Source organism: Streptomyces sp. NPDC026672 (assembly GCF_040638185.1).
Classification (GTDB): domain Bacteria; phylum Actinomycetota; class Actinomycetes; order Streptomycetales; family Streptomycetaceae; genus Streptomyces.
In genome coordinates this window covers 96,766-116,949 of record NZ_JBEZXS010000015.1, presented here as the reverse complement: position 1 = coordinate 116,949, position 20,184 = coordinate 96,766, and the positions used below count along the sequence as shown (strand labels likewise).

Sequence of the window (20,184 nt, the reverse complement as noted above, 5' to 3'; positions counted from 1 at the left end):
GCGTGGTGCCCTTTCGGGAGGTGTGGGCCATGGTGGTCGGGCGGCCCGTCGTCGCTATCGGTCCCCGAAGATCGTGCGGTGCCAGTCCTTGCGGGCCACCGCGGTATTGTCGAACATTACGTGTTTGACCTGCGTGTATTCCTCGAATGAGTACACGGACATGTCCTTGCCGAAGCCGGACTGCCGATAGCCGCCGTGCGGCATCTCGCTGATGATCGGAATGTGGTCGTTGATCCATACGCAGCCCGCCCCGATCTCCCGGGTGGCGCGGTTCGCCCGGTAGACGTCGCGGCTCCACGCGGAGGCGGCCAGGCCGTACGGGGTGTCGTTGGCCAGCCGTATCCCCTCGTCGTCACCGTCGAACGGCAGGACGACCAGCACCGGGCCGAAGATCTCGGCCTGGACGATCTCGCTGTCCTGCGCCGCGTCGGCGACGAGGGTGGGCCGATAGTACGCGCCTTCCTTCAGCGCACCCTGCGGGGCCTCGCCGCCGGTGACCACGCGGGCGTGGGCGCGGGCGCGGTCGACGAAGGCAGCGACGCGGTCGCGCTGGGCGTGCGAGACCAGCGGGCCGAGGTCGGTGCCGGGCGCGAAGGGGTCGCCGAGGCGGACCGTCTCCATGAGGGCGGCGGTGCGCTCGACGAACGCCTCGTAGAGCGGCCGTTGCACATAGGCGCGGGTGGCGGCCGTGCAGTCCTGGCCAGTGTTGATGAGCGCGCCGGCGACCGCCCCGTTGACGGCCGCGTCGAGGTCCGCGTCGTCGAAGACGACGAAGGGCGCCTTGCCGCCGAGTTCCAGGTGGAGGCGTTTGACGGTGGCGGTGGCGATCTCCGCGACGCGCCTGCCGACGGCGGTGGAGCCGGTGAAGGAGACCATGGCCACGTCGGGGTGGCCGACGAGGTGCTCACCCGCCTCCCTGCCCGTGCCGGTGACGATGTTGATCACACCGTCCGGGATGCCCGCGTCGGTCGCGGCCTCGGCGAACAGCAGCGAGGTCAGCGGGGTGAGTTCGGCGGGCTTGAGCACGATGGTGTTGCCCGCGGCGATCGCCGGGAGGACCTTCCAGGCGGCCATCTGGAGGGGGTAGTTCCAGGGGGCGACGGAGCCGACGACACCGATGGGTTCGCGGCGCACGTACGAGGTGTGGTCGCCGGAGTACTCCCCCGCCGACTGCCCCTGGAGGTGCCGTGCGGCGCCGGCGAAGAAGGCGGTGTTGTCGATGGTCCCGGGGACGTCGAACTCACGGGTCAGCTTGAGCGGCTTGCCGCACTGGAGGGACTCGGCGCGGGCGAACTCCTCGGCGCGGTCGGCGAGTACGGCGGCGAAGCGGTGCAGGGCGTCGGAGCGCTCGCCGGGCGTGGCGGCGGCCCAGGCGGGGAAGGCGGCGCGGGCGGCGGCGACGGCCGAGTCCACGTCGTCCGCGCCGGCGAGTTCGTACGTGTGGACATCCTCGCCGGTGGCCGGGTCGACCACGGTGTGGGTGCGGCCCGACGTGCCCTTCATGAGCTGTCCGGCGATGTACTGCGCGCCGTCCGCGAGGCGCTCACGCGCCGGGAATCGCTCCGGGGCGGCGGTGCCCGGGTTGTCCATGTCGCTCTCCTCCGCCGTGCGCCCGCCCGGAGGCGGGGGGCGTGGCTCCAGCTCGATTTGAGTGCCGATCCTGACAGAGCAAAGGGACGCCAACAAGTGATTCCGTTGTTGCCTTTTGGTTACGCGACGGAATCTGTCGACCAGCTGTCGAGTCGGGCGGGAAAACGGGGGACGGAGTGTCGGTGGTGGCTGCCAGACTGGCGTGCATGGGGAAGATCGATTCGGTGGAGTCCCTGATCGGGGAGGTCCACGCGGGGGCGCGCATCCGGTACCTGCACTTCTGGGGACACGCCCCGCGGACCGACGGGCGGGTCGGGGCGAGCTGTCTGAGCCAGTGGTGGCCGTCGCCGTTCGTGGTCGACGGGGTGCGGTACGCGACGGCGGAGCACTGGATGATGGCCGCCAAGGCCCGGCTGTTCCGGGACCCGGAGGGGGAGCGGCGGGTGCTGGCGGCCGGGCACCCCGCCGAGGCGAAGAAGGCGGGGCGGCTGGTGCGCGGCTTCGACGAGGCGGTGTGGCGGCGCGAGCGGTTCGGGGCCGTGGTCGAGGGCAGCGTCCACAAGTTCTCGTCCGACCCGGAGCTGCGGGAGTTCCTGCTGGGCACGGGTGAGCGCGTCCTGGTGGAGGCGAGCCCGATGGACCGCATATGGGGCATCGGCCTGGCGGCGGACCACGAGGCCGCGGAGGCGCCCGAGCGCTGGCGGGGCGCGAACCTCCTGGGCTTCGCCCTGATGGAGGCCCGGGAGCGGCTGCGCCGGGGATAGCGGCACGGGGTGCGCCGGGGACGGCGGCACGGGAGCACCGCTCCCCCGGACCGGCCCCGGGTCAGCCGTGCGCGAGGACCGGGGCCGTCACCCGGGGGGCCGAGTTGTAGCAGGGGTCGTAGTCGGACTCGTCGTCGTCGCTGTTGTTCACGGCGATCACGATGCTGACGACGATCAGGGCGGTCGTGGCCAGGCCGATGACGATGCCGATGATGCCGGTGACGAAGCCCGCCTGGGCCTGGCTGCGGTTGGTCGCCTCGCCGCGGTCGGCCCGCCGCTTCCCCTTGACGCCGAGGATCACGGCGATGACCCCGAGGATCACCGAGACGACGCCGTAGAGGCAGAAGAGACAGATGGACAGGATGCCCAGCACCATCGCGGTGGTGCCCATGCCGTTCTGCGGGCCCATCGGCGCGCCGGGCCAGCCGTAGCCCTGCGGGTAGCCGGGGTAGCCGTAGCCGCCGGGGGCGGCCGGGACCGGGGAGCCGGGGCCCGCGGGCCCGACGGGCGGGGGCGGCACGGCGCCCTCGGCCCAGCCCATGGGCGGGGTCGCGGCGGACCCGCCGTGGGCCGGTCCCCCGAACCCGACCGACGGCATGGCCGTCATGGTCGCCTGGTCGTGCACGGACGGCGGCTGCACCGGGGGCCGCCCGTCGGGGGTGGGAGCGGGCCAGACCGGGGTGGCGGACTGGTCCGGGGTGGCCGGTCGGCCGGGGGCCTGGGGCTGTTGGCCCGGTGCGGGAGGCTGCCAGTTCGGTGCGGGAGGCTGCGGGCCCGGTGCGGAGGACTGTTCACCGGACGCCTGGGACCGCGGGTCCGGCGCCGTGGGGTGCTGACCGGGCGCCATGGGCTGCCCGCCCGGCGCGACGGCGTGCGGGCCCGGCGCGGGGAACGGCTGTCCCGGTACGGGGGGCTGAAACGGCGGCGCCGGCTGTCCCGGTGCGGGCGGACGCGGGCCCTTGTCCAGGGACGGCTTGTCCTCCGGCGGTGCCCACGGGTCGAAGTCCGCTCCCCCGCCCCCGTCCGGCCGTGTCTGATCCGTCACGTCCCCATCCCCCTCGATGTCCCCCTCGATCGTTCGTCGAGTCATGCTAAAGCCTCGCCTGCGCGGCACCCCGAGCCGGGCCGCCCGCGGCGTCCGGCCGCGGAGTCGGCCCCCGTGCCGCTCCCGGCCCGGCCTACGATGACCCCCGGATCACCGATCAGCCGATCACCCGCGCCCGGACCCGTTCCGCCGGCGCCCTTCCGGGGAGGACCCCTTGACCGACACCGCCGCCCGCGACCCGCACGCCTTCATCGCCGGACTGCCCAAGGCCGAACTGCACGTCCACCACGTCGGCTCCGCGTCCCCCCGGATCGTCTCCGCCCTGGCCGCCCGCCACTCCGACTCCAAGGTCCCCACCGACCCCGAGGCCCTGGCCGACTACTTCACGTTCACGGACTTCGCCCACTTCATCGAGGTGTACCTGTCCGTCGTCGACCTGATCCGCACCCCGGAGGACGTCCGGCTGCTGACCTACGAGGTGGCCCGCGACCTGGCCCGCCAGCAGGTGCGCTACGCCGAGCTGACCATCACCCCGTTCTCCTCCACCCGGCGCGGCATAGACGCCCGCGCCTTCATGGACGCGATCGAGGACGCGCGCAAGACGGCCGAGGCCGAGTTCGGGACCGTGCTGCGCTGGTGCTTCGACATCCCGGGCGAGGCCGGCCTCGAAGCCGCCGAGGAGACCGCGCGGCTCGCCACCGACGACCGGCTGCGCCCGGAGGGCCTGGTGTCGTTCGGGCTCGGCGGACCCGAGATCGGCGTACCGCGCCCGCAGTTCAAGCCGTACTTCGACCGTGCCATCGCCGCCGGACTGCACTCCGTGCCGCACGCCGGCGAGACGACCGGGCCCGAGACGGTGTGGGACGCGCTGAACGAACTGCGCGCCGAGCGCATCGGACACGGCACCAGCTCCGCGCAGGACCCGAAGCTGCTGGCGCACCTCGCCGAGCACCGCATCCCGCTGGAGGTGTGCCCGACCTCCAACATCGCCACCCGCGCGGTCCGCACCCTCGACGAGCACCCGATCAAGCAGTTCGCCGACGCAGGCGTGCTGGTCACGGTCAACTCGGACGACCCGCCGATGTTCGGCACCGACCTCGACAACGAGTACGCGGTGGCCGCCCGGCTCCTCGGCCTCGACGAGCGCGGCATCGCCGACCTCGCCAAGAACGCCGTCGAGGCGTCGTTCCTGGACACGGCGGGCAAGGCGCGGATCACGGCGGAGATCGACACCTACACCGCCCAGTGGCTCGCCCCCTGACACCATGGCCGCCATGCAGACCGTGACCGCAGTGGCCCATCGCGGCGACCCCTACCGCTTCCGTGAGAACACGGTCGACTCCCTGCGTTCCGCGCTCGAACGGGGCGCGGACGCCGTGGAGTTCGACGTACGGCTCACCCGTGACGACGTCCCCGTGCTGCTGCACGACGAGACGCTGAAGCGGCTGTGGGAGGTGGACCGGCCCCTGCGGTCACTGTCCGCGGACGAGGTGCGCGACCTCACCGGCGGCGGTGTGCCGACGCTCGCGGAGGCCCTCGCGGCCACGGACGGCGCCCGGGTGATGGTCGACCTGCCCGGGCACGTGGAGCGGCGGGCCGCCCGGACGATCGTGGACACCGTACGGCGGTGCGGGGCGGCGGACCGCGCCTACTACTGTGCGGCGGCGCCCGCGATGCTCGGGGTGCGGGCGGCCGATCCGTCCGCCGAGATCGCCCTGACCTGGACGAGCCTCGCGCCGCCGCGTCCCGGTGTGCTGGCGGCGGTGCGCCCGCGCTGGCTCAACTACCGCTTCTCCCTGGTCGACCGGGACCTCGCCGAGCGCGTCCACCACAACGGGCTGCTGCTGTCCGTGTGGACCCCCGACACCCGCCGCTCCATGCGCCGGCTCATCGACCTGGGCGTCGACTCGATCACCACGAACCGCGTCGACGCCCTGTGCGCCCTGCGCGGCCCCCGCGAGGACTGAGGCTCCCGCCCGGCCGGGCGGGCCGACCCATCGGGCCGGGCCCGCCGGCCCTGCTCACCCGCCGGCCCTGCTCACCCGGCGAACGCCGCGGAGGCCGGCGCCGCGGCCGTCAGCGCCTCCAGCCGCTTGATCCTGCGTCGTACGACGTACAGGGGGACGATCCCGAAGACGCCGAAGGACATGTCGACGACGGTCCACCACAGCGGGATGCCCCGGATGGGCCCGCAGATCAGCGCGAGGGGAAGGATGCCCGCGCAGGCGATCATGCCGAACTCGACCACCCAGACGTTGCGGACGGGGTCGCGGTAGGGGCCGAAGAAGGCGACCGCGATGACGAGGTGGGCGAACGCCAGCCAGTCCGTGCCGTAGAGCACGAAGGGGTGGTCGGCGTCGACGGTGTCCAGCCCCTCGCGGACCCGGGAGATCCAGGACGTCAGGGCCGGCAGGTACTCCGGCACCGACAGGGACCGCAACACGTCCTCGGCCCAGTGGAGTTCGTGGACCAGCGGGAACGCGGTGGCGCCACTGAGGACGAGGCACACGACGAAGGAGACCAGCCAGACGCGGATGCCCCGGAGCAGGGCGGCTCTGTCGCTCATGGCAGGAGCCTACGCCGAGAATTGAACATGTTCAAAACCTTGTGCTCGTCACTCCCCCGTCAGCGTGCCCCGAAGTTCCAGCCGGCGGCGGATGCCCAACTTCTTGTACGTGCTGGTGAGGTGGGTCTCCACGGTGCGGCGGGCCAGGTGGAGGAGTTCGGCTATCTCCGTGTTCGTGCGGCCCTCGGCGGCGAGTTGGGCGATCCGGCGTTCGCTGGAGGTGAGCGCGCCCGACCCGGTGCGGGCGGTGCCGGTGCGGCGGGCGCCGCCCTCGCGCAGCGCCTGGTCGACCAGCGAGCGCAGCCGCAACGCCCCCCATCGCTCGGCGTGTTCGGCGGCCTCCCGCAGCCCTTCCCGGGCCCGGACCCGCTCCCCGGCGGCGAGCAGCAGCCGCCCCTGCGCGAGCAACGCCGCCCCCAGCTCCCCCTCGGTCCCGGACGGCACGTCCCGCAGCAGCCGTACGGCCTCCTCGGCCAGCTCCAGGCCACGGCGTCCGCCGGTCGCCGTGGCGAGGGAGCGCAGGGCGCGGCCCACCGTGCGGGGCGTGCCCCACACCCGGGCCAACCGCAGCTCCTCCTCGGCGAGTTCAAGGGCCTCCACCGGGTTGCCGAGCGCGAGCAGGCACTCCGCGGCGGCCGTGCGCCAGGGCGTGACGACGGGGCTGACGACCTCCCGGGCCGACTGCCGGCGCCCGCACTCCAGGAAGTCCAGCAGCGCCCCGGCCGTATCGCCGGAGGCGGCCCGCTGCACACCCCGCGCGTACAGGAACCGGTTGAGTTCCCAGGAGTCGGGCGCGGCCCGCAGGTCGAAGCCGTCCGCGAGCCGCCGCGCCTCGTCCGCGCGGCCCCGCTCCACCAGCGCGATCAGGGCGTGGGCGTGCACGTTGGCGGGTCCGGCGTCCGCCGTCACGGGCGGCTCGGCGGGCAGCCACGCGTACTGGCCGCGCGCCGCGGCGACGTCCGCGCGCACGTTGAGCAGCGCCTCGTACATGGGATGCAGCAGGTCGGGCCGCTGTCCGGCGAGGCCGCGGTCCACGAGCCGGTCGGCCTCGTCGAGTTCGTCGGCCCACTGCGCGACGGCTGCGGCGGTGCCGAGCAGGAAGGGCTCGGTCATCGGGTCGGACGGCTCGGCGAGCATGGCCCGCAGCCGCCGCATCGCGTCGCCCGCCGAGGTGAGCCCGGCGGTGGCGGCGTGCCGCACCAGCAGGGCGCGGGTGGCCGGGCCGACGAGTTCGGGCGTGTGCTCGACGGTGTCGCCCAGCCACCGGTACGCCTCCCGGCGCACGGTGGCGTCGCGGTCGGAGACCAGCGCGGAGGCGCTGCGCAGGGTGCCGGCGAGGTCGGGACGGTGGCCGAGCTGGTCGTCGACGGTGCGCAGCATCTCCACGGCGGCGCGGGCCTTGCCGCGCCCGGCCAGCGCGGTGCCGAGGGCGACGGCCGCGCGGACCCGGTCCTGCGGGGCGCCGGGCAGCCGTAGCGCCTCGGTGAGCCGGGGTATCCCGGAGGACACCTCCTGGTCGGCGCACTCCAGCGACCCCAGTTCGGTCAGCGCCCGCTGGCGGCATTCGTCGGCCAGCGGCTCGTCCAGCGTCCGGCGCAGATAGGCGACGGCGTCCTCGGGCCGGCCGTCGCGCAGGGCGAGGGAGGCGGCGTCCCGGAGCACCCCCGGGGCCCAGGGGACGGCCACCGGGGCGGCGAGCAACAGTTGCCGGGCGACGGTCTCGGTGGGGTCGCCGCGGTTCAGCATGGCCTCGGCGGCGGCGCGGTGCGCGGCCCGGCGCCGGTCGGCGGGGACGCCGGTGAGGACCGCGTCCCGCAGCAGGGGGTGGGCGTAGCGGAGGCGGCCCTCGGGGTCGGGGCGCAGCAGGCCGAGTCCGGTCATGGCGGTGAGCCAGCCGGCCACCCGGGCGGGATCGGCGCCCGCCAGTCCGGCGAGCAGTGCGGCGAGCGCGGTGGGGCCGCCGCCCGTCGCGGTCGGCCGGTGGCCCTCGTCCAGGGCGGCGAGGGCGCGGGCCACCTCGGCCGTGCCGGGTCCCGCGCTGTCCAGCCACCAGGAGACGGCGGCGGGGTAGTCGCCGGGGTAGAGCGCGGCGACGCTGTCGGGCAGGACGGGGTGACCGGGGGTGCGGGGGACGCCGGGGTGGCCGTCGGGTGCGGCGAGGTCGTCGAGGAGGGCGCGCAGCAGCAGCGGGGAGCCGGCGCCGGCCCGCGCGCAGGCGGCGATCCGGTCGGCGCGGGCGGCGGGGAACGCGGCGCGCACCAGGTCGGCCGCCGCGTCGTCGCTGAGCGGGGCGAGGGTGTGGGCGCGCACGAGGGCGGGCGGGAGGGTGTGGGTGAAGCCGGGCGCGGGCGGGTCCACGTCGTACTGGCTGCGTTCGGTGACGGCCAGCAGGACGGGCAGCCGTAATCGGCCCACGTGGCGGGCGGCCTCCACGAGCCAGCGGTGGGAGGGTCCGTCGGCGAGGTGGACGTCGTCGACGGCGACGAACAGCGGCCCCTCGTCGGCTTGTGCGCGCAGCACCCGCCACAGCACGGTGGCGCGCTCCCGGTCGTCCATGCCGGGATCCTCCGAGTGGCGTACGCGGCCCAGGAGTTGGAGCACGGCGGCGAAGGGGGCGCCGGTGTCGCCGGGCGAGCAGCGGGCGTGCAGGACGCGCATGCCGTGGACGGCGGCGTCCTCGGCCGCCTCCTCCAGGACGGTGGTGCGGCCGGTTCCGGTGGCGCCGCGCAGCAGCACGAGGCCGCCCGCACCGGCCCTGGCCAGGGCCGCGGCCCTGGCCAGCAGCCGGGCGGCCCTGCGGTGTTCGTCGGGCCGCCGCGCGGGTGCGGTGGGCGTCATGACTGCCTCCTTGCTGGGACGGGGCGTCTCCCACCGACGAGGACGCTCACCGCGGCCGCGAGGTGGTACGAGGAGTCCCACGAACGGGCCGGGAGCCGGTGGGAGCGGGCCGGCGGCGGCTGTCGTGGTGATCCCGCGGCCGATCTCGTGGTCGCACTCGTGGTGCTCCACGATTGCACTCCTGCCCACCGCGACAGGAGTGTGAAAAGTGCACGTCGGCCATTGACTTCATGGAAATGGCGTGCAGGTGGACAAGGGGGAAACGCTTGACCGGCACAGCACGGACCACACAGATCGCAGCACCCGCACCGACCCCGCGGACCCCGGTGGCGGTGCACGCCCCGGACCCGATCCTGCGGGAGGGGGTGCTGGGCCAGTTGCGCCGCTTCCCCGAGGTCGACCTGCGGGACGAGGGCGACACGGCGCCCGGCACCGTCGCGCTGGTGGTCGGGGACGCGCTCGACGAACAGGCGCTGACCCGGCTGCGGCGGCTGGTGCGCAGCGAGGGCGCGCGGGCGGTGCTCGTCGTGCGCACCCTGCGGGAGGCCGAACTCCTCGACGTCATCGAGTGCGGGGTGGGCGCGATCGTGTGGCGCCACGAGGCCACCGCCCAGCGCCTGGTGCAGGCCGTGCTCGCGGCCGCCCGGGGCGACGGCGACCTGCCGGCCGATCTGCTCGGCCGACTCATCAGCCAGGTGGGGTCGCTGCACCGCAACGCGGCCGGCCGCTCCGGCGCCCCCTCGTCCGGCCTGACGCCGCGCGAGGTGGACGTGCTGAGGCTGGTCGCGGAGGGGTTCGACACCGGAGAGATAGCGAGCAAGCTGTCCTACTCCGAACGCACCGTCAAGAACGTCCTGCACGGGCTCACCACCCGGCTGCACCTGCGCAACCGGGCGCACGCCGTGGCGCATGCCCTGCGGGAAGGCTACATCTGACCGTTCGGGCAGCGCGGGTCGGTCCCGGGGGCGGGCGGTCTGCCCCGGGGCCGTCCCCGACGCGCGCCTCACGATCGAGTTCTTCGGCCGTTCCCACTCCGACTGACGGCCGCCTCATCGACGACCCTTCCGACCGTTCGGGGCGCACGACCTGCCGGTGTGCAATTGCGGGGTAATGCCGCGACATCGCAGTACATTTCCAGCCACCGCTTCGGGATGTCCCCGGCAGACGGGGGCAGAGGATGAACACGGACGGGCGGGCCGCGGCGGCCACCGGCAGCACACGGCCGCACGCGCCGCCCGCTCTCGCCGGGCCCGGCCGGCTCGCACCGGTGACCGACCACACCGGTGCCCTGCCCGACCCGCACCCGGCCGCGCCCGCGCTCCTCGCCGCTGCGGTCCGGCGCAACGGAAGGAAACCCCGTCGATGACCCCTCGTACGACGACGTCCCCGGCCGGGACACGCGGCTTCCGCGCGGGTGACGGCCCGGGGGTGGTGGAGGCGTGGCGCCGGAGCGCGCCCGCCGACGCGATCACCCCGGACCGCTTCCGCTCGCTGGTGCTGCTCGACGCCAACTTCGATCCGGAGGGGCTGCGGGTCGCCGTCGACGGCGACCGTGTGGTCGGCGCCGCCTACGCGGTGCGCCGGCTGACCCCGATGACCGGCACCGATCTGGAGCCGGAGCAGGGCTGGATCCCGTTCTTCTTCGTCGACCCGGCCGCCCGCGGACGCGGCCTCGGCCGCCGGCTGCTGACGGAGGCCCTCGACTGGCTGCACGGCCACGGCCGCACCCGGGTCGACTTCTCCTCGTACACCCCGAACTACGTCCTGCCCGGCCTGGACGCCGAGGCGTACCCGGAGGCGGCCGGGCTCCTGGAGTCGCTGGGCTTTCGCACGCTGTACGAGGCGGCGGCGATGGACCGCGGGCTGGTCGGCTACCGCGTCCCGGACGAGGTCGTGCTCCGCCTGGACGAACTGACGGCGCGCGGTCACCGGTTCACCACCCCGTGCGACGACGACCTGGTGGACCTGCTCGCGCTCGCCGGGAACCACTTCGGCCCGGACTGGGCGTGCACGATCCGCGACGCGCTGGCCGCGGGCACGCCGCTGGACCGGATCGTCGTCGCCCGGGACCCGTCGGGCCGTCTGGTCGGCTGGGCGATGCACGGCACGTTCGATTCGGTGGACGAGCGGTTCGGCCCGCTCGGTGTGCTGGAGGAGATGCGCGGCACCGGGCTCGGCACGGTCCTGCTCCACCTGGTCCTGGAGCGGATGCGGGCGCACCGCGCGCACTCCGCGTGGTTCCTGTGGACCAGCGAGCGGTCCCCGGCGGGCCATCTGTACCGCAAGGCCGGTTTCACCACGACCCGGGTGTTCCGCGTGCTGCGCCGGGAGGCCACCGGATGACGCCGCCGCGCCGCAGCGCGGGCCGCGGCGGTCCGAGCCGCCGTCACTTCGCGCTCGGGCTCCCCTCGGCGCTGCTCGCCTCCGGATGCGCGGCGCCGCACCGGGGCACCGGTCGGCCGGGGGACCCGATCGTCCTGACCCTGCTCTCCCACTACGCGAGCGGGGAGCTCAAGGAGGCGCTGCGGGGTCCGGTCGACGAGTGGAACGCCACCCATGACCGGGTCAAGGTGCGTACGACGGCCGTCGAGTTCACGGACCTGCTGACCACGCTCATGGTCCGGCAGGCCGCGGGCCAGGGCGCGGACATCGTCCAGCCGTACTGTCTGTGGAGCGGCCAGCTCGTCCGGGCGGGCGTCCTGCGGCCGGCCCCTGCCGAGCACGCCGAGGAGATCAGGCGCGGGTACGGCGAGGCCGCGGTCGGTGCCGCGTCGGTGGCCGGCAGGATCTACGGCTACCCCACCGAGGCGCAGACGTACGCCCTCTACTACAACCGGCGGCTGCTGCGCGCGGCCGGCGTCGACGGCCCGCCGCGCACCTGGCCGCAGTTGGAGGACGCGGCGCACCGCACCACCCGACGGGACCGCTACGGCAACACGCTGGTCCAGGGGTTCGGGCTGTCGACCTACGACGACTCCACCACGGTCGGCCAGACGCTCGCGCTGCTCAACGCCGCCGGCGGGACCTTCGTCTCCGCGGACGGCAGGCGGACCGTCATCGACTCGCCGGAGGGCCGGGCCGTGTTCGGCCTGGAGCACCGCCTGGTCGGCTCGGGGGCGAGCGCTCCCGGTGTCAACGTCTACAAGGCGTTCCCGTCCGGGCAGGTGGCCATGGTGATCAGCGCCGGCTGGTGGACGGGGAGCCTGAAGCCCCTGATGGGCGCGGACTACCGCGACGTGGGCGTGGCGCCCGTGCCCGTCCCCGCGGCGGGCGACGCGCGTGCCACCCTCTCCACCGGCTTCCTGCTGGGCGTCAACACCGCGAGTGCGCACCCGCGCGAGGCGTGGGAGTTCCTGCGCTGGCTCAACACCGAGAAGGTGGGCGGGAGGACGGGCGCGAAGGCGACCCGGATGAGTGCCCTCCAGGTGTCGGTCGGTTCCCTGACCGGCCGCGCCGACGACATGCGCACGCTCCTCGGCAAGGGCGGTGACCCCAATCTGCGCCCCTTCCTGGACGCGCTGGCGTACGCGGTGCCGGAGCCGAACGTGCCGGGCGCGCAGCAGGCCAAGTCGCTGCTGCGCAAGAACATCGAGGCGCTGTGGACCGGTCAGCGGTCGGTCGACGAGGCGCTGCGCACCACGCGCCGTCAGGTCGATCGGGAGGTGTCGCGCTCATGGTGAACGTGCTGGTCCCGGAGCCGACGCGGCGCACACCGGACCCGCGACCGGCCGTGCCGGCCGTCGACGGGCGCGGCCGGGCCCGGCGCCGCCAGGCGGTCGTCGCGTATCTCTTCCTGGCGCCGGCGCTGCTGTTCTTCGTGGTCTTCCTGGTCCTGCCGCTCGGCTTCGCGCTGCTGCTGTCGCTGTCCCACTGGTCGGGTTTCGACGTCACCGGCATCAACCCGGTCGGCATGGACAACTTCGCGGCGCTGTTCGCGGACGGATCGACGTTCGTGACCCCGATCCTCACCAACACGCTCCTGTTCGCCCTGGGCACGGTGGCCCTGGCGCTCGCCGGGTCCGTGCTCGTCGCCACCTGCGTCGACAGGCTGCGGTTCCAGGGGCTGTGGCGCACGCTGTACTTCCTGCCGATCGTGACGACGGTGGTCGCCGTCGGCAACGTGTGGAAGTACATGTACGAGCCGGGCGGCCTCGTCAACGGTGTCCTCAACGCCCTGGGCCTCGGCTCGGTGGCGTTCCTCCAGGACCCGGACACCGCGCTGCCCTCGGTCGTGGTCGTCCAGGCCTGGGCCTCGGTCGGCTCGGCCGTCCTGATCCTGACCGCCGGGCTGAAGTCGATCCCGGAGTCGTACTACGAGGCCGCGGCGCTCGACGGCGCGGGCCCCGTCACCGTCTTCGGCAGGATCACGCTCCCGCTGCTGCGGCCGTCCCTGCTCTTCGTGTGTGTCACCCAGTTCCTCACCGGCCTGCAGTCGTTCGCGCTGATCACCGTGATGACCAAGGGCGGTCCGGGGGACGCGACGAACGTGGCGGCGCTGGAGATGTACCGGCAGGCGTTCGGTTACGGCGACTGGGGCACCGCGAGCGCCGCGGCCTTCGTGCTGTTCGTGGTGGTCCTCGTGGTCACCCTGGCCCAGTTGTGGTTCTTCCGGCGCACGGGGGAGGACGCGTGATCCGCCGCCGTTTCCCGTGGCTGTCGTACCTGCTGGTCGTGACCGGCGCCGTGCTCACGGTGGTGCCGTTCCTCGACATGGTGATGACGTCCTTCAAGGGGCCGGGCGAGGCCGGCACACTGCCGTACCGCTTTCTGCCGAAGGCGTTCGACGTGTCCAACTACCGGGCGGCGATCGACCAGTTGAACCTGCCGCTGCTGTTCCGCAACAGCGTCGTGGTGACGGCCCTGATCTCGTCCTCGGTGCTGCTCACGTCGTCGCTCGCGGGCTACGCGCTCGCCAAACTCCGCTTCCCCGGCCGGGAGTTCGTCTTCCGTCTGGTCCTCTCGACGATGATGTTCCCGCCGTTCCTCTTCTTCGTCCCGCACTTCCTGATCCTGGTGCACTGGCCACTGGCGGGCGGCAACGACCTGCTCGGGCGCGGCGGCGCGGGACTGACCGTCAGCGTCGCGGCGCTCGCCGTGCCGTTCCTCGTCAACGGCTTCGGGATCTTCCTGACGCGCCAGTTCATGCTCTCGATCCCGGACGAGGTCCTGGAGGCCGCGCGCATCGACGGGGCGGGCGAGTTCACGATCTGGTGGCGGATCGTCGTACCCCAGACCAGGCCGGTCCTGGTCACGCTGGGGCTGCTCACCTTCGTCGACGCCTGGAACGAGTACATCTGGGCCCTGCTCGTCTCGACCGCCAACCCGGACGTGATGACGCTGCCCGTCGGCATCCAGCTCCTCCAGGACCACGTCGACCCGGCGCGCACGATGCCCGTCGTGATGGCCGGCCTCGCCCTGAGCGTCCTCCCGGTCCTGACCCTCTTCCTGCTGCTGCAGAAGCACTACGTCCGCGGCGTCATGCTGAGCGGCCTCAAATAGCGACGCCCCGGGGGCGGCGCCGCGGTGTGCGGTGCCGTCGCCGGGGCGCGGGGAGCGGGCGGTCAGTCGTCGAGGGACGTCATCACGTGCTTGATCCGGGTGTAGTCGTCGAAGCCGTACGCCGACAGGTCCTTGCCGTAGCCCGACTTCTTGAAGCCGCCGTGCGGCATCTCCGCGACCAGCGGGATGTGGGTGTTGATCCAGACGCAGCCGAAGTCCAGCTGCCGGGACATCCGCATCGCGCGCGCGTGGTCCTTGGTCCACACCGAGGAGGCGAGGGCGTACTCGACGCCGTTGGCCCACTCGACGGCCTGCTTCTCGTCGGTGAAGGACTGCACGGTGATGACGGGTCCGAAGACCTCGTTCTGGATGATCTCGTCGTCCTGCTCAAGGCCGGAGACGACCGTCGGGGCGTAGAAGAAGCCCTTGTCGCCGACCCGGTGCCCGCCCGTCTCGACCTTGGCGTGCGCGGGCAGCCGGTCGATGAAGCCGGTGACCTGGGCGAGCTGGTGGGGGTTGTTCAGCGGCCCGTACAGCACGTCCTCGTCGTCCGGCTGCCCGGTCTTCGTCTCGGCGGCCGCCTTCGCGAGCGCGGCGACGAACTCGTCGTGGATGGACTCCTGCACGAGGACGCGCGTGGCGGCGGTGCAGTCCTGGCCGGCGTTGAAGTAGCCGGCCACGGAGATCCCCTCGACGGCCTTGGCGATGTCGGTGTCCTCGAAGACGACGACCGGCGCCTTGCCGCCCAGCTCCAGGTGGACGCGCTTGACGTCCTTGGCGGCGGACTCGGCGACGGACATGCCGGCGCGTACGGAGCCGGTGATGGAGGCCATCGCCGGGGTGGCGTGCTCGACCATCAGCCGACCGGTGTCGCGGTCGCCGCAGACGACGTTGAAGACGCCCCGGGGCAGGATCGAGCCGAGGATCTCGGCGATCAGGACGGTGGAGGCCGGGGTGGTGTCCGAGGGCTTGAGGACGACGGTGTTGCCCGCGGCGAGCGCCGGCGCGAACTTCCACACGGCCATCATCATCGGGTAGTTCCACGGCGCGACCTGCGCGCAGACGCCGACCGGCTCGCGGCGCACGAAGGAGGTCAGGCCGTCCATGTACTCGCCGGCCGAGCGGCCCTCCAGCATCCGCGCCGCGCCCGCGAAGAAGCGGATCTGGTCGACCATCGGCGGGATCTCCTCGTCACGGGTGAGCCCGATGGGCTTGCCCGTGTTCTCGACCTCGGCCGCGATGAGCTCCTCGGCCCGCTCCTCGAACGCGTCGGCGATCTTCAGGAGGTACTTCTGGCGGGCGGCCGGGGTGGTGTCGCGCCAGTCGGGGAAGGCCTCGGCGGCGGCCGCCATCGCGGCGTCCACGTCAGCCTGCCCGGAGAGCGGTGCGGTCGCGTACGCGTCGCCGGTCACGGGGTTGACCACCTCGGTGGTCCGTCCGTCGGCGGCGTCCCGGAACTCACCGGCGATGTAATTCCGTAGTGTGCGCAGCTGACGCAGCTCGGTGCTCACTGCCGGCCTCCTGTCGGGTCAGAACTGTCCACTCGCTGAGACACCCACCCTAGTCGGCGGGCCGACGTTTTCAACACCCCTGGTCGCATCCTGGCTGCGAAATCCGCAATACACGACCACGGAAACAACGAATTTCATCGATACGGCCTTGCGGAACTGTCGAGACGTCGTGCACAGTGAGGTCGTGGCCAGTCGAAGCGCAGACCAGAGGGACTCCTCCCGCGAGTCCAGGAACGGCACCCCCCAGCTGGACGCCGTCTCCCTCGCCATCATTCAGCAGCTCCAGGAGGACGGCCGCCGTCCCTACGCCGCGATCGGCAAGGCGGTGGGCCTCTCCGAGGCCGCCGTGCGCCAGCGCGTGCAGAAGCTGCTGGACCAGGGCGTCATGCAGATCGTCGCCGTCACGGACCCGCTCACCGTGGGCTTCCGCCGGCAGGCGATGGTCGGCATCAACGTCGAGGGCGATGTCGAGTCGATCGCGGACGCGCTGACCGCCATGTCGGAAGTCGAGTACGTGGTGATGACCGCGGGCTCGTTCGACATCCTCGCCGAGATCGTCTGCGAGGACGACGACCACCTGCTGGACGTCATCAACAAACGCATCCGGGCCCTGCCCGGCGTGCGCTCCACCGAGAGCTTCGTCTACCTGAGGCTCAAGAAGCAGACCTACATGTGGGGAACCCGATAACCGTGACCGAGAAGGACCTCAGCCGCACCGCGTACGACCACCTGTGGATGCACTTCACCCGCATGTCCTCGTACGAGAACTCCCCCGTCCCGACCATCGTCCGGGGCGAGGGCACGCACATCTACGACGACAAGGGCAAGCGCTACCTCGACGGTCTCGCGGGCCTGTTCGTGGTCCAGGCCGGTCACGGCCGCACGGAACTCGCCGAGACCGCCTTCAAGCAGGCCCAGGAGCTGGCGTTCTTCCCGGTGTGGTCGTACGCCCACCCGAAGGCCGTGGAGCTGGCCGAGCGCCTGGCCCACCACGCCCCGGGCGACCTGAACAAGGTCTTCTTCACCACCGGCGGCGGCGAGGCCGTCGAGACGGCCTGGAAGCTGGCCAAGCAGTACTTCAAGCTCACCGGCAAGCCCACCAAGTACAAGGTGATCTCCCGCGCGGTCGCCTATCACGGCACCCCGCAGGGCGCCCTGTCGATCACCGGCCTGCCGGGCCTCAAGGCCCCCTTCGAGCCCCTGGTCCCGGGCGCGCACAAGGTCCCGAACACCAACATCTACCGCGCCCCGCTCTTCGGCGACGACCCGGTCGCCTTCGGCCGCTGGGCCGCCGACCAGATCGAGCAGCAGATCCTCTTCGAGGGCCCGGACACCGTCGCCGCGGTCTTCCTGGAGCCCGTGCAGAACGCCGGCGGCTGCTTCCCGCCCCCGCCCGGCTACTTCCAGCGCGTGCGCGAGATCTGCGACAAGTACGACGTGCTGCTGGTGTCGGACGAGGTCATCTGCGCCTTCGGCCGCCTCGGCACGATGTTCGCCTGCGACAAGTTCGACTACGTCCCGGACATGATCACCTGCGCCAAGGGCATGACCTCGGGCTACTCCCCGATCGGCGCCTGCATCATCTCCGACCGCCTGGCCGAGCCGTTCTACAAGGGCGACAACACCTTCCTGCACGGCTACACCTTCGGCGGCCACCCGGTGTCGGCCGCGGTCGGCCTCGCCAACCTCGACCTGTTCGAGCGCGAGAACCTCAACCAGCACGTGCTCGACAACGAGGGCGCGTTCCTGTCGACCCTCCAGAAGCTGCACGACCTGCCGATCGTCGGCGACGTCCGCGGCAACGGCTTCTTCTACGGCATCGAGCTCGTCAAGGACAAGCACACCAAGGAGTCCTTCGACGAGGAGGAGACCGAGCGCGTCCTGTACGGCTTCCTCTCCAAGGCCCTGTTCGAGAACGGCCTGTACTGCCGTGCCGACGACCGCGGCGACCCGGTCGTCCAGCTCGCCCCGCCGCTGATCTCCGACCAGGGGACGTTCGACGAGATCGAGCAGATCCTGCGCGCCACGCTCACGGAGGCGTGGACCAAGCTGTGACCAGCTGACGGTGTGATCAACCCCGGCCCCGGCGCCGTCCGTTCGAGTGAGAACGGCGGCCCGGGGCCGTGTGCTGTCCGGCGCCCCGCCGGTACCTGCCTAGCGTGCCCAGTGACCGATCGGCCCAGCCGTCGTTCCCCCGGACGGGGGATCAGGCAGAGGCAAACACGGATCAGAACCGAGGTGTACGCCCATGGAGGCCCCGCCGGACAACGACGTGCTGTGGGCACGCGCCCTGCACTACCGCCACCACGACGGCTCCCCCGCCCTCGCCGGCGTCTCGCTCGGCGTGCGCGAGGGCGAGATCCTCGCCGTGACCGGCCCGCGCGGCAGCGGCAAGACGACGCTGCTGCGCTGCCTGTCCGGGATGCTCGCGGCGGGCGGCGGCGAGGTCTGGTTCAACAGCACGCCCGTGCACACCATGGGCCCGGTCACCCGCGAGCGCCTGCGCCGCGACCGCTTCGGCTGGATCGACCCGGCGCCGCTGCTCGTGCCGGAACTGAACGTCTGGGAGAACACCGCGCTCCCCCTGATGCTGCGCGGCACCAGCCGCCGCCGCGCCAAGGTGGCCGCCCTGGAGTGGCTGGAGCGCCTCGACGTGGGCGAGCGGGCCCGCAGACGGCCGCACGAGCTGCACCAGGCCGAGCGCCAGCGCGTCGCCATCGCGCGGGCGCTCGCCCCGGCCCCCACGGTCCTGTTCGCCGACGAGCCCACGGCCCCCCTGCACCGCTCCGACCGCGGCCACGTCCTGCGGACGCTGACGACGGCCGCCCGCTCGCACGGCATCACCGTCGTCCTCGCCACCCACGAGGCGGAGACCGCGGCGCTCGCGGACCGCACGGTCGCGCTGATGGACGGACGCCGGGTGCACACCGTGCACCTGCCGCCGGTCCCGGAGACCGCGACGGCCACCGGAGTGGATGCGGGAACGGCGACGGGCCCCGAGTCGGGATCGGAGGGCCGGGCCGCGTGCTCGCTCTCCGTCTGATCCGCGGCGCCCACCCGGCGGTCCAGCTGCGCCGGCTGCTGGTGGCGACGGCCGCCGCGGGCACGGGCTTCCTGCTGCTGTCCACCCTCGGCTACGCCATGGGCCACCCCGAGACCCCCGACGCGGCGGGCCTGCACCTCGCCTGGTGCGTCGTGCCGCTGGCGGCGACCGTGCAGTTCGCGGTCGCGGTCGCCCGTACCGACCCCGGCACCAGGCCCCGGCCCGGACTGTCCGCGATCGGGCTCGGCCCCGCCCGGCTCATGGCGATCTCGGCGCTCACCACGGCCCTGTCCTGCACGCTGGGTTCGACGGTCGCGCTGCTGTTCTTCCTGCATCTGCGCGGCGATCTCACCGGCATGCCGTTCGACGGGGCCGCGGCCGGGTTCCTCGCCGCGAACACCCCGCTCCCGCTGCCCGCGGCCCTCACCCTCCTCGCCCTGCCGCCGGCGGCGGCGTCGCTCACGGTGGCCCTGCACCTGCGCCCCCGGGAGCGGCGCCCGGCCGAGCCGGTGCCCGACGCGGGGCCGCACGGCACGGGAGGCGCAGGGGGTACAGGGGCCGCGGCGGGCGCCGAGGGCACGGTGGGCGAGGCGGGTGCGGACGGCGCCCAAAAGGCCCCGCGGGCGCGTTCCCGCCGCGAGCCCAGCCCCTCGGCCGGGCTGCCCTGGGGCGTCGCCCTGATCGCCGCGGGGCTCGCCGTGGAGGCGTGGGCCGGCCACGGCGCCCCCGCGCCCGACCTGCCCGGCGGCGCCGTCGGCGGTCCCGCGGGGGTCCTCGTCGGCTGGCTGCTCACCGCCGTCGGCCTGATCCTCGCCGCGCCCGGTCTGACGTACCTGTGCGGACGGCTGCTCCAGGCGGTACGGCCGGGCGCGCTCCGGCTGCTCGCCGGCCGGGTCCTGATGGCGGAGGCCGTCCGGCTGGGCCGCCCGCTCGGTGTGGTCTGCGCGGTCGCGTCCGGCGCCTACACCATGACCGCGCTGTACCGGGGCGACACCCCGGCCGTCGGCCCGCTCACCGCCCTCGGCGCCCTGGTGGTGACCGGCTGCGCCGTGGCGACCCTGTTCACGACCGCCGTGGAGACCCGCCAGTCCCGCGCCGACACCGTCGCCGCGCTGGTCCGCCTCGGCGCCCCCGCCTCGCTGCTGCGGTCGGCCGCCGCCCTGCGCGCCGCCGCCCTGCTGGCCCTGTTCACCCCGCTCACCCTGCTGATCGCCGAGCTGGCCGCGCTCCCGCCGGCCCGGTGAACTGCCCCCGCACAGTCGTACGAAATAGGTCCGAGGCCGCCGATGAGTTGTCCGGCGGCCTCCGGTCTACCCCCCGAACGACAC

At 73.3% G+C, this 20,184-nt stretch carries 17 protein-coding genes and 1 pseudogene; 13 read left to right on the top strand and 5 right to left on the bottom strand.

Going from position 1 to position 20,184, the window contains the following annotated elements:
- Positions 1–54 precede the first annotated feature (54 nt).
- Positions 55–1,590 (bottom strand): gamma-aminobutyraldehyde dehydrogenase, encoded by a 1,536-nt coding sequence (locus tag AB0F77_RS19475; protein WP_361949664.1) that lies wholly within the window; start codon positions 1,588–1,590, stop codon positions 55–57.
- Between the two features lie 206 nt (positions 1,591–1,796).
- Between AB0F77_RS19475 and AB0F77_RS19470 the strand changes: the two genes are divergently transcribed.
- Positions 1,797–2,354, top strand: coding sequence for an NADAR family protein (locus AB0F77_RS19470; protein ID WP_361949661.1), 558 nt, complete (start codon positions 1,797–1,799; stop codon positions 2,352–2,354).
- Between the two features lie 61 nt (positions 2,355–2,415).
- Here AB0F77_RS19470 and AB0F77_RS19465 read toward each other — a convergent pair whose 3' ends face one another.
- Positions 2,416–3,201 (bottom strand): DUF4190 domain-containing protein, encoded by a 786-nt coding sequence (locus tag AB0F77_RS19465; RefSeq protein WP_361949849.1) that lies wholly within the window; start codon positions 3,199–3,201, stop codon positions 2,416–2,418.
- A 347-nt stretch (positions 3,202–3,548) separates the two neighbouring features.
- Here AB0F77_RS19465 and AB0F77_RS19460 point away from each other — a divergent pair.
- A pseudogene (locus AB0F77_RS19460) lies at positions 3,549–4,660 on the top strand (adenosine deaminase).
- 13 nt (positions 4,661–4,673) lie between these two features.
- A complete protein-coding gene (locus tag AB0F77_RS19455; RefSeq protein ID WP_361949658.1) occupies positions 4,674–5,366 on the top strand; it encodes a glycerophosphodiester phosphodiesterase in 693 nt (230 codons plus the stop codon).
- Between the two features lie 71 nt (positions 5,367–5,437).
- Here the strand turns inward: AB0F77_RS19455 and AB0F77_RS19450 are convergent, their stop codons facing one another.
- On the bottom strand, positions 5,438–5,965 hold the full coding sequence (locus AB0F77_RS19450) for a hypothetical protein (protein WP_361949655.1): 528 nt from the start codon (positions 5,963–5,965) through the stop codon (positions 5,438–5,440).
- 48 nt (positions 5,966–6,013) lie between these two features.
- Positions 6,014–8,803 carry a LuxR C-terminal-related transcriptional regulator gene (locus AB0F77_RS19445; RefSeq protein WP_361949652.1) on the bottom strand — a complete coding sequence of 930 codons (2,790 nt, stop codon included), beginning with the start codon at positions 8,801–8,803 and terminating at the stop codon, positions 6,014–6,016.
- A 266-nt stretch (positions 8,804–9,069) separates the two neighbouring features.
- On the opposite strand from AB0F77_RS19445, the gene AB0F77_RS19440 reads away from it, so the two are divergent.
- The 6 genes from AB0F77_RS19440 to AB0F77_RS19415 all read left to right on the top strand — a co-directional run bounded on the left by AB0F77_RS19440 (position 9,070) and on the right by AB0F77_RS19415 (position 14,302).
- Positions 9,070–9,738 (top strand): response regulator transcription factor, encoded by a 669-nt coding sequence (locus tag AB0F77_RS19440; RefSeq protein ID WP_361949649.1) that lies wholly within the window; start codon positions 9,070–9,072, stop codon positions 9,736–9,738.
- 242 nt (positions 9,739–9,980) lie between these two features.
- Complete coding sequence (locus AB0F77_RS19435; protein WP_361949646.1) at positions 9,981–10,169, top strand: hypothetical protein; 189 nt, start codon at positions 9,981–9,983, stop codon at positions 10,167–10,169.
- Positions 10,166–11,146, top strand: a complete 981-nt coding sequence (locus AB0F77_RS19430) for a GNAT family N-acetyltransferase (protein WP_361949644.1) — start codon at positions 10,166–10,168, stop codon at positions 11,144–11,146. The genes AB0F77_RS19435 and AB0F77_RS19430 overlap by 4 nt, the downstream gene beginning before the upstream one ends.
- Positions 11,143–12,483 (top strand): ABC transporter substrate-binding protein, encoded by a 1,341-nt coding sequence (locus AB0F77_RS19425; protein ID WP_361949641.1) that lies wholly within the window; start codon positions 11,143–11,145, stop codon positions 12,481–12,483. Before AB0F77_RS19430 ends, AB0F77_RS19425 begins: the two co-directional genes overlap by 4 nt.
- Positions 12,477–13,436, top strand: coding sequence for a sugar ABC transporter permease (locus tag AB0F77_RS19420; protein WP_361949638.1), 960 nt, complete (start codon positions 12,477–12,479; stop codon positions 13,434–13,436). The genes AB0F77_RS19425 and AB0F77_RS19420 overlap by 7 nt, the downstream gene beginning before the upstream one ends.
- Positions 13,433–14,302, top strand: coding sequence for a carbohydrate ABC transporter permease (locus tag AB0F77_RS19415; RefSeq protein ID WP_361949635.1), 870 nt, complete (start codon positions 13,433–13,435; stop codon positions 14,300–14,302). Before AB0F77_RS19420 ends, AB0F77_RS19415 begins: the two co-directional genes overlap by 4 nt.
- A 62-nt stretch (positions 14,303–14,364) precedes the next feature.
- Here the strand turns inward: AB0F77_RS19415 and AB0F77_RS19410 are convergent, their stop codons facing one another.
- On the bottom strand, positions 14,365–15,813 hold the full coding sequence (locus AB0F77_RS19410) for a gamma-aminobutyraldehyde dehydrogenase (RefSeq protein ID WP_361949632.1): 1,449 nt from the start codon (positions 15,811–15,813) through the stop codon (positions 14,365–14,367).
- 169 nt (positions 15,814–15,982) lie between these two features.
- Here AB0F77_RS19410 and AB0F77_RS19405 point away from each other — a divergent pair, with 169 nt between their 5' ends.
- The 4 genes from AB0F77_RS19405 (at position 15,983) to AB0F77_RS19390 (ending at position 20,100) form a co-directional block, all read left to right on the top strand.
- Positions 15,983–16,501: an Lrp/AsnC family transcriptional regulator gene (locus tag AB0F77_RS19405; RefSeq protein ID WP_361949629.1), complete on the top strand. Its 519-nt coding sequence runs from the start codon at positions 15,983–15,985 to the stop codon at positions 16,499–16,501.
- Positions 16,486–17,868 (top strand): aspartate aminotransferase family protein, encoded by a 1,383-nt coding sequence (locus AB0F77_RS19400; RefSeq protein ID WP_361949626.1) that lies wholly within the window; start codon positions 16,486–16,488, stop codon positions 17,866–17,868. The genes AB0F77_RS19405 and AB0F77_RS19400 overlap by 16 nt, the downstream gene beginning before the upstream one ends.
- Positions 17,869–18,061: 193 nt before the next feature.
- Positions 18,062–18,856 (top strand): ATP-binding cassette domain-containing protein, encoded by a 795-nt coding sequence (locus AB0F77_RS19395; protein WP_361949623.1) that lies wholly within the window; start codon positions 18,062–18,064, stop codon positions 18,854–18,856.
- Positions 18,838–20,100, top strand: a complete 1,263-nt coding sequence (locus tag AB0F77_RS19390) for a hypothetical protein (RefSeq protein WP_361949620.1) — start codon at positions 18,838–18,840, stop codon at positions 20,098–20,100. The genes AB0F77_RS19395 and AB0F77_RS19390 overlap by 19 nt, the downstream gene beginning before the upstream one ends.
- Positions 20,101–20,184: the final 84 nt, after the last annotated feature.

Coding starts and splice junctions, on each gene's coding strand:
- AB0F77_RS19475 (WP_361949664.1), bottom strand. CDS start 1,590: ATGGACAACCCGGGCACCGCCGCCCCGGAGCGATTCCCGGCGCGTGAG.
- AB0F77_RS19470 (WP_361949661.1), top strand. CDS start 1,797: ATGGGGAAGATCGATTCGGTGGAGTCCCTGATCGGGGAGGTCCACGCG.
- AB0F77_RS19465 (WP_361949849.1), bottom strand. CDS start 3,201: ATGGCGCCCGGTCAGCACCCCACGGCGCCGGACCCGCGGTCCCAGGCG.
- AB0F77_RS19455 (WP_361949658.1), top strand. CDS start 4,674: ATGCAGACCGTGACCGCAGTGGCCCATCGCGGCGACCCCTACCGCTTC.
- AB0F77_RS19450 (WP_361949655.1), bottom strand. CDS start 5,965: ATGAGCGACAGAGCCGCCCTGCTCCGGGGCATCCGCGTCTGGCTGGTC.
- AB0F77_RS19445 (WP_361949652.1), bottom strand. CDS start 8,803: ATGACGCCCACCGCACCCGCGCGGCGGCCCGACGAACACCGCAGGGCC.
- AB0F77_RS19435 (WP_361949646.1), top strand. CDS start 9,981: ATGAACACGGACGGGCGGGCCGCGGCGGCCACCGGCAGCACACGGCCG.
- AB0F77_RS19430 (WP_361949644.1), top strand. CDS start 10,166: ATGACCCCTCGTACGACGACGTCCCCGGCCGGGACACGCGGCTTCCGC.
- AB0F77_RS19425 (WP_361949641.1), top strand. CDS start 11,143: ATGACGCCGCCGCGCCGCAGCGCGGGCCGCGGCGGTCCGAGCCGCCGT.
- AB0F77_RS19420 (WP_361949638.1), top strand. CDS start 12,477: ATGGTGAACGTGCTGGTCCCGGAGCCGACGCGGCGCACACCGGACCCG.
- AB0F77_RS19395 (WP_361949623.1), top strand. CDS start 18,062: ATGGAGGCCCCGCCGGACAACGACGTGCTGTGGGCACGCGCCCTGCAC.